Annotated in this window: 6 protein-coding genes; 2 read left to right on the forward strand and 4 right to left on the reverse strand. The window is 66.9% G+C overall.

From position 1 onward, the window contains the following. Positions 1-40 precede the first annotated feature (40 nt). Both ACFYXM_RS12025 and ACFYXM_RS12030 read left to right on the forward strand, forming a co-directional pair. Positions 41-1489 carry a 3'-5' exonuclease gene (locus tag ACFYXM_RS12025; protein ID WP_389288884.1) on the forward strand — a complete coding sequence of 483 codons (1449 nt, stop codon included), beginning with the start codon at positions 41-43 and terminating at the stop codon, positions 1487-1489. A 237-nt stretch (positions 1490-1726) separates the two neighbouring features. Beyond that, complete coding sequence (locus ACFYXM_RS12030; protein ID WP_389288885.1) at positions 1727-2866, forward strand: hypothetical protein; 1140 nt, start codon at positions 1727-1729, stop codon at positions 2864-2866. Between the two features lie 46 nt (positions 2867-2912). On the opposite strand, the gene ACFYXM_RS12035 is transcribed toward ACFYXM_RS12030, so the two are convergent. The 4 genes from ACFYXM_RS12035 to ACFYXM_RS12050 form a co-directional block, all read right to left on the reverse strand. After that, on the reverse strand, positions 2913-3896 hold the full coding sequence (locus tag ACFYXM_RS12035) for a hypothetical protein (protein ID WP_389288886.1): 984 nt from the start codon (positions 3894-3896) through the stop codon (positions 2913-2915). 435 nt (positions 3897-4331) lie between these two features. Next, positions 4332-4625 carry a transposase gene (locus ACFYXM_RS12040; protein WP_389288888.1) on the reverse strand — a complete coding sequence of 98 codons (294 nt, stop codon included), beginning with the start codon at positions 4623-4625 and terminating at the stop codon, positions 4332-4334. A gap of 296 nt (positions 4626-4921) precedes the next feature. Beyond that, entirely contained in the window at positions 4922-5347 is a 426-nt protein-coding gene (locus ACFYXM_RS12045; RefSeq protein WP_389288889.1) for a hypothetical protein, read from the reverse strand. Positions 5348-5393: 46 nt separating this feature from the next. Then, the gene (locus ACFYXM_RS12050) at positions 5394-6116 is read right to left on the reverse strand and encodes a hypothetical protein (protein ID WP_389288890.1); all 723 of its coding nucleotides are present in this window, start codon (positions 6114-6116) and stop codon (positions 5394-5396) included. Positions 6117-6789 lie beyond the last annotated feature (673 nt).

Genomic DNA, 6789 nt, shown 5'->3' on the forward strand with positions numbered 1-6789 from the left:
CAGCACGACCAAGGACGACAAGAGGCCGGGAGGCGCACCGATGACGGACACCGCTGTGGAGACCGCGCCGACGGACGCGAAGGAGCCCGAGGAGACGCTGCCCGAGGCCCTGGGCGCCCACCGGACCGGCGCGCTGCTCGCCGAGCACCTCGGCGTGTCGGCGAACGCCGACGACATCGAGCAGCTTGTCGAGCTCGGGCACCTCCAAGTCCACGACTACTTCAAGCGATGGGCGCTCTACAGCACGAAGGACGCGCTCGCCCTGGACCCGGACCTGGTGAAGGGCCTGGTGGCCGAGCGCGTCGCGTGGCTGGAGGCCAGCGTCACCCGGGACGAGGCCGTGGAGCGGACCGGCTGGCACTGGCGGGACATCGCTCGTATGGGGACCGAGGGCCGGGTCAAGGTCGGCCGCTTCGGCCGCTACCTGACCGCGGACGTTGACCGCCTCCCGCTGGAGGCCGACGGGGAGCAGCACGTGACCGGGCAGGCCGCCGCCGACGCGCTGGGGATCCGGTTCCCCACGGACCTGCGCTACGTCGAGGCCGCCGGATGGCTTACCCCGGTGGCCGCCATGGAGATGCCCGCCGGCACCAGCAGGTACCGCACCGTCACCGTGCCGCTGTACCGGCTCGCCGACGTCCGCGCGGTGAAGAAGGTCCCCGGCGTGGACTGGGAGTCCGTCCAGGGCCTGCCGAAGGGGGCGCCGAGCCCGCTGCGCGCCTACACCGCGAAGGCCCCCACCCGGGCCGCTGTCGTCCGGGGCTTCGCGCAGGGCCTCGCCGACCGGCACGGCGTGACCGTGTGGGCTTGGTCCTCCCCGTACACCGGTGGCTGGGAGCTGGACTGGGTGCGCCGCGACGGCGCCCCGACGAAGACGGCCGTCGCCGCCGAGCTCACGGCGGACCCGACGGCCCGGCGGTACGCCGGGAACATCACCCTGTGCCCGGCGTGGGGTCGGATCACCCGCCGGGCCCGGCAGCTGCTGGAACCGGACGTCGCGGTCGTCCTCGATACCGAGACGACGGACCTGTACGGGCGCACCGTGGAAGTCGCGGTCGTTGACGCCGCGACCGGGAAGAAGTTGATGAACACCTTGGTGCAGCCCGAGGCGCCGGTCACACCCGGAGCGTACGCGGTGCACGGCATCAGCGACGAGGACCTAGTGGCCGCCGACGCCCGGACGTTCGACAAGGTCCTGCCGCGGCTGCGTAAGGTGACCCGCGGCAGGGTGATCTGTGCCTACAAGGCGGAGTTCGACCGCACGGTGGTCACCCGCGACGCTGAACGCGTCGGGAAGTGGCCGATGCACCTGGCCGACCGCAACAACTGGTTCTGCCTGATGGAGTCTTACGCGGCGTGGCTCCGGTCCGGCCGGTGGGTCGCCCTGGGCGGCAGCCACCGGGCCCTGGGCGATGCGAAGGCCGCCCGGGACGTCCTGGTCGAGATGGCCAAAGGCCGTGGGTTCGAGTTTTCAGAAGGGGGCTCGTAGCCGAACCCGCGGGTGGTGCGTCCGGAACGGTACCGCAGCGGGGCCGGGTTCGTCCGAGCCCGCCGAACCGACGACATCGGCGTTGACTCTGCCGGAACCGCGACCGAGCTGGCGGGATCTGGCCGGGGCGTGGCTGGCCAGCACGAGAACCGTCTAAATCAAGGGCTGCGCGAGTACTGGGCCGCATAGCCTCATAGTTCGCCCATCGTGCGGCGACCCTGATACGAGGAGTTAGGCATGGCCGCCGACAGCCCGACGACGTGGGAAGAGCTACTGGCCGGACCGTTCAACGTCCACTCGGTCACGACCCACAACAACCTTCTCCTCGCTGCGATGCGGGAGACGTTCAACCTGACCGACGAGGCGTTCCACCGGATGATGCGCGCCGATCATCTCCAGCTCACCCGGACCCTCGACAAGTTGGACATCGCCTACAGCAGCCTCGCCAAGGCACTGATGCCGGATCACCGCCGCAGGGAGATCGCTCTCCTCTTCGACTCTGCGGTGGCCTCCCTGAGCTCCAATGGCTTCTACGCCATAGATGTGGCGGAGGCGTGGATCTCCGGTCTCCCACGGCCGAGGAAGGGCGTTCCGGTCAACTCGATCCTGCGTGGCGACCTCCTCCACGCTCCGGCTGACAAAGTGCAGGCAGCCATGGAGAGGAGCGTCGTCTACCACCAGCCGTTCACAGTCACCTACGCGCAGCAGGTGTACTGCGTGTACGTCACGAACCTGTCCGAGCCGCAGGCCAAAGCACTTACCTCCAGCGCTGCTGAGCACCCCGCCTACTTTGGATACGCCGACTGCACCGGCCGCAGCGTTCTCAAGGCGCACCTGGGTCTGTCCCTGATGAACTCGGGTCTTCGGGTGGGCGACATGATCCTGGAGGGCGTTCCCGTCGACGGCGTGCCAAACGGCGCAAGGCTGCCGTTTGACGCAGCTGGCTTCACGCCCACGGCCGTGATCGATTCGCTGTTCCTGCCGTTCCTCGGTTACCGCATCAATAGCCACCTCACCGGCCAGAACCGCGAGGACAACCGCTCGGCGCTCACCATGCTCAGCCCTGATGCCGCGCACCTGGAGTCCCCCGACGTTTGGATGACCCAAGGCCGATACGGGTACCTCCAAGACGGCAAGCACCGGGACTCCATGGAGAAGGCCGGCCTGCTCCACCTGGATCAGCCCGCATTGGAGGTCGCGGTCAGCAAACTGGTGGCGCAGGGGTACCTGTACAACCTGCGCCTCGACGCGTACGGGAACCTGCTCTACAAGGCGCTGGTCGACATCGAGGTAGAGGATGGTCGGTACCAGACCTTCACGATCGGGCTCCGGTTCAATCCAGAGGATAAACGCGTCGAGCTGATGACATTCTTCTGACCTCATCCCCGAGGGCATGAATGGTGTCGATGCCGTCCGGAGACGGCTACTCGGGCTCTGGCCTCCGTGTTGGCCCGGCGTTGCGGAGACTGTGCTCGATGAGGCCGGGCTGGTCGATGGTTCCGGTGTAGCGCAGGGCCGCGCCGACGGGCAGACCGAACAAGTCGCAAATGCGGCGGGGGTCGCCGCCGGTGGCCTCAGCCTCGTGGAGGAGGCGGTCTTCGCGCAGCCGGCGGGCGGACATGCCGAGCACGTCGTTGATCCAGACGTTGCTGACCGGCTCGACGCCGCAGCCGGTGGTCTGGGAGACGAACAGGTGGGGGTTGGCAGTGCGGGGCCAGCGGTGGTTTCGGTAGTCCAGGTAGGCCGCCACGCGGGTACGTACGGGCTCGGCGAGCAGGACAGTCCGGTTGTGCAGGAACAGGCGTCCGTCGCGCAGGTCAGTGGTCTTCAGGCTGCGTAGCTGCCCGGAGGCGAGCGCGTGGAAGATGACCAGGGCGGCCAGGGCGGCCCGCGGTGCCTCCTGGTTGTGGAGGACTTCCCGGAGGGCGTCGACCTTGACGGACAGGGGGATGGTGGGGGTCGGCATGCCGCAGAAGATCCGGGCAGTGGGGTCGGTGAAGATGATCCGCCGGTTCTTCAGCGGCCGCAGGATGTGCCGCAGCTGGAGCATGTCCACGCGCGGGGTGCCGCTGTCGGGCAGGACGGCGAGGACATCGGTACGGGTGACGGACCGGAGCGAGTCCTTGCCCTGGTCCGCCCAGGTTCGCAGGGCGGGAAGCGCGTTCGTCACCATCCGCTGAATCCACCGGTGCGGACGCGCTTTGACGCGCGGCGCGGTGGTGCTGCCGGACAGCTTCAGTTCGAACCAGGTGGTGAGCTCGCCGAGCATCGGTTCGGGAGGGTCGGCGGTGCGCTCGCGGAACCAGGAGACGATGTTGGGGGTGCGGTCGTCGTCCAGCATGTCGAGCTGAGCCAGCAGCTTCAGCAGCGTTCTGACCGGAAGAAGCAGGTCACGCAGCAACAGCACGTCGGACGCCCGGAACCGGGTGCCAGGCGTCTCCTGGATACTCAGCAGGACACGCAGCCCGCGGTCCAGGCCGTAAGGTGCAGTACTCCAGCCCGTGGCGTTGCGCGTAGTCGTCCACCGCAGCCTTCAGCGCCGCTGCGACCTCGGGCGCGTCGACCTCGGGGAAGCCCCGCTCTTGTCCCCGCCGCAGGTCCCGGCCGGACAGGGGGAACAGGACGAGCTGCTGGTGTTCTACTGGTACCAGCGGGGGCGGAGACTGTTGAGCGTCGAACAGGGCGTTAGCCCGGTAGGCCTCGGCGAGTTCGGCCTCGGTGACCGGCCGGTCCAGCCACCGGCAGTAGGGCTGGCGGGCCAGCTTGAGCACCCGGCACGTCACCGCCCCCGGCACCCTGTGAGGGGCAGCGGCGGCGGCCAGCCCGCGGACGAGCGGGTACATCATTTTGACGGCAGGTTCGCCTGCGACAGATACGCCGCAGCCCTCCGCAGCACCTCGTTCTCCTGCTCCAGCAACCGGATGCGCTTGCGAGCCTCGCGCAGCTCGGCCGGCTCACCCGACGCCGGCGCGGGCCTGGAACCCTCATCGCTTTCGACACGGCGCAGCCACTTCGACAACGTGATCGGGTGGACGCCGAAGTCGGCGGCGATCTGTTCCAGCGTGACGCCGGGCTCGCGGTTGCGCGCGACCCGCACGACGTCCTCGCGGAACTCCTTCGGATAAGGCTTGGGCACTGCGACATCCTTCCAGGCCGCCTCTCAGCAAGCCAGGTCTGGTGTCACCCAACCCTGCAGCAGTCCCCACGCTGAACTACAGCCCTGTCCCTGTCAGCGCAGAGGACCCGACACGAGGCTGCAGCCGCTCCCCCAGCAGGTCTAGATCGGTTGGGGAGATGCCGACTCTCCAACCGAGCCTTCGCGTTTCGTGTCGAGACCCGCTACGCGGGATCGCCAGCTGCCGTATACTGTGGCCATACGTTGTATGTTCAGGCACAGAAGGCCCCGCCAATGGCGGGGCCTTCTGGTTTCGACTAGGCGATCCGGAGTTTGGGCCCAGTCTGACCTCCTGCAGCAGGTGGTGCAGTCTTGTACTCGGGCAGTTGAAGGCCCGGGAGCCGTCCAGCCTTCATATCCACAAAGGCCTGGGCGACGGCGGCCTTCATCGCCTCGTCGCTGTCATACCTCACCGCCAGCGGGTGAAGGCGGTATCGGTTCCCCCTACGGCCTGATTCCCCGGATGACCTCAAGACGATCTTCAGATCGAAGAGCGGCTCCAGGAGAGTGCTGACGGTTGTGGGGGTAACCCCGTACTCAGCAGCCATCTGCTTCTGACTCGGGAGGACCCCACCATCCTCGCCTCTGAAAACCAAGTAGCAGTAGAACTTGACCGACGCGGCTCCGATAGGGAGAGCCCAGATACGCTCGGGCACGAGGGGTGACATCACGGGGAGAGCCATGACGGACTTCCTTCTCCTTCTCTTCTCGGCTGCCTGACCACCCGTATCATCCTGCGGCTTCCTGTCCCCGCGCGTCTTGCACGGTGCCATAGCCATCGAGCCCAAGGTCGATGGCTTCCTGCTGGGGGACATCTGTCGGGCCGATGCGATGAGGGAAGGCGTTCGGGTCATTGTCGTGGGCGAGAGCAATCTCGGTGAGTACCTCATGCTGCGCCAAGCTGTTGCCAGCGAAAACGAGCCTCACATTGAGCTGGATACGTCCGTTTCCTGCTGGCTCAAGCCACTTGTACTCGCAGAGAGCCTTGACCGCACGATTCACCGTCGGCCTCGTAATCAGCTTGGCGCCTGGCTTCTGGGCTGCCAGCTCGTTCAGGCCGTCAGTGATCTCCTGCTGGGTGTACATAGCAATGCCAGTGTTCAGTTCCTGACCACCGGCCACGTACAGGAAGACAGCGATCTGCGACTTCGTGACACTGTTCGCGATGAAGGCCTTGGCCATCATTTGGAGAAACCAGTTGCTGGCCAGGCTGTAGCCATCGTCCCCAGCCATGTCGTGGACGGTCCGGGGGTCCGGGCCGTAGTCGACTGAGACTCTCTTGACTCTGCGGCCCTTGCTGCGCCCGGCTGTGGCCTCTTCTGCCGCTTCGCCCATCTGCTCAGCAAGCATGCCGATGAGGCTGTTGAAGATGCTGTCGTCGTCCGAAGGCCCAGCCGGTGAGGGAATCGATCGGGGCCGACGCGGTTGGCGCGGCAGCGGTTCAGGTGTCACTCAAACCTCCTTGCATGTTCAGGCGGTCCGAGACTATCCCAAAAGTGAGGCTCAGCCTTACTTTTGGTGCTGCGCCACGCCGCTCTCTTGGGCACTCCGTCGAGGCACGAAGAATCAGGATGAGTCTGATTCACGGCACCCCTGGGCATCAGGTCTTAGGCTCATCCTGATTTTGTGGGGAGCGTCGCTGGCGTGCAGTCCCTCGCTGCTGACTACCCACTCCTCAACCACGCGCTGCTGCCGGCGCCCGAGCGCCCAGCAGCGCCGCGCATGTAAGCGGGTGCGTCGCTGGCCCCTAGTACTCCAGTCTGACTTCGCGATCTTGTCGCGGACCCGGCTGGGAACGGGTACGGCCACCGCGTGATCATCGGGGGTTGTGTGGACTCCTGAAGATCGTGCGGTGGCCGCAGGCCATAGCGTAGACCCTGCCTACTGGCGGGCGATGTTCGACCAGGTCATGGCCCGGGATCGCGGGCCGGTTCCGGCGAGTTGAACCCCGGGCTGCGGCCCGCGCCTACCTGCTCGGACTACTGTCGAACGTCGAACGGAAGAACTGCTGGGTGCGCCACGAGGCGCCAGTGCGCCGTGAGGCGCGGTGAATCGAAGGAGGTGCAAGACCTCCTCGCCAGGCTGTCGCAGCAGTCTGGTGGGAGCTGAGCGCAGTCTGACCCGG

It is taken from the genome of Streptomyces sp. NPDC002476 (assembly GCF_042889785.1).
GTDB lineage: Bacteria > Actinomycetota > Actinomycetes > Streptomycetales > Streptomycetaceae > Streptomyces.

Bases quoted from the DNA above. Each gene is read 5' to 3' on its own strand.
- ACFYXM_RS12045 (WP_389288889.1), bottom strand. From the start codon at position 5,347: ATGGCTCTCCCCGTGATGTCACCCCTCGTGCCCGAGCGTATCTGGGCT.
- ACFYXM_RS12030 (WP_389288885.1), top strand. From the start codon at position 1,727: ATGGCCGCCGACAGCCCGACGACGTGGGAAGAGCTACTGGCCGGACCG.
- ACFYXM_RS12025 (WP_389288884.1), top strand. From the start codon at position 41: ATGACGGACACCGCTGTGGAGACCGCGCCGACGGACGCGAAGGAGCCC.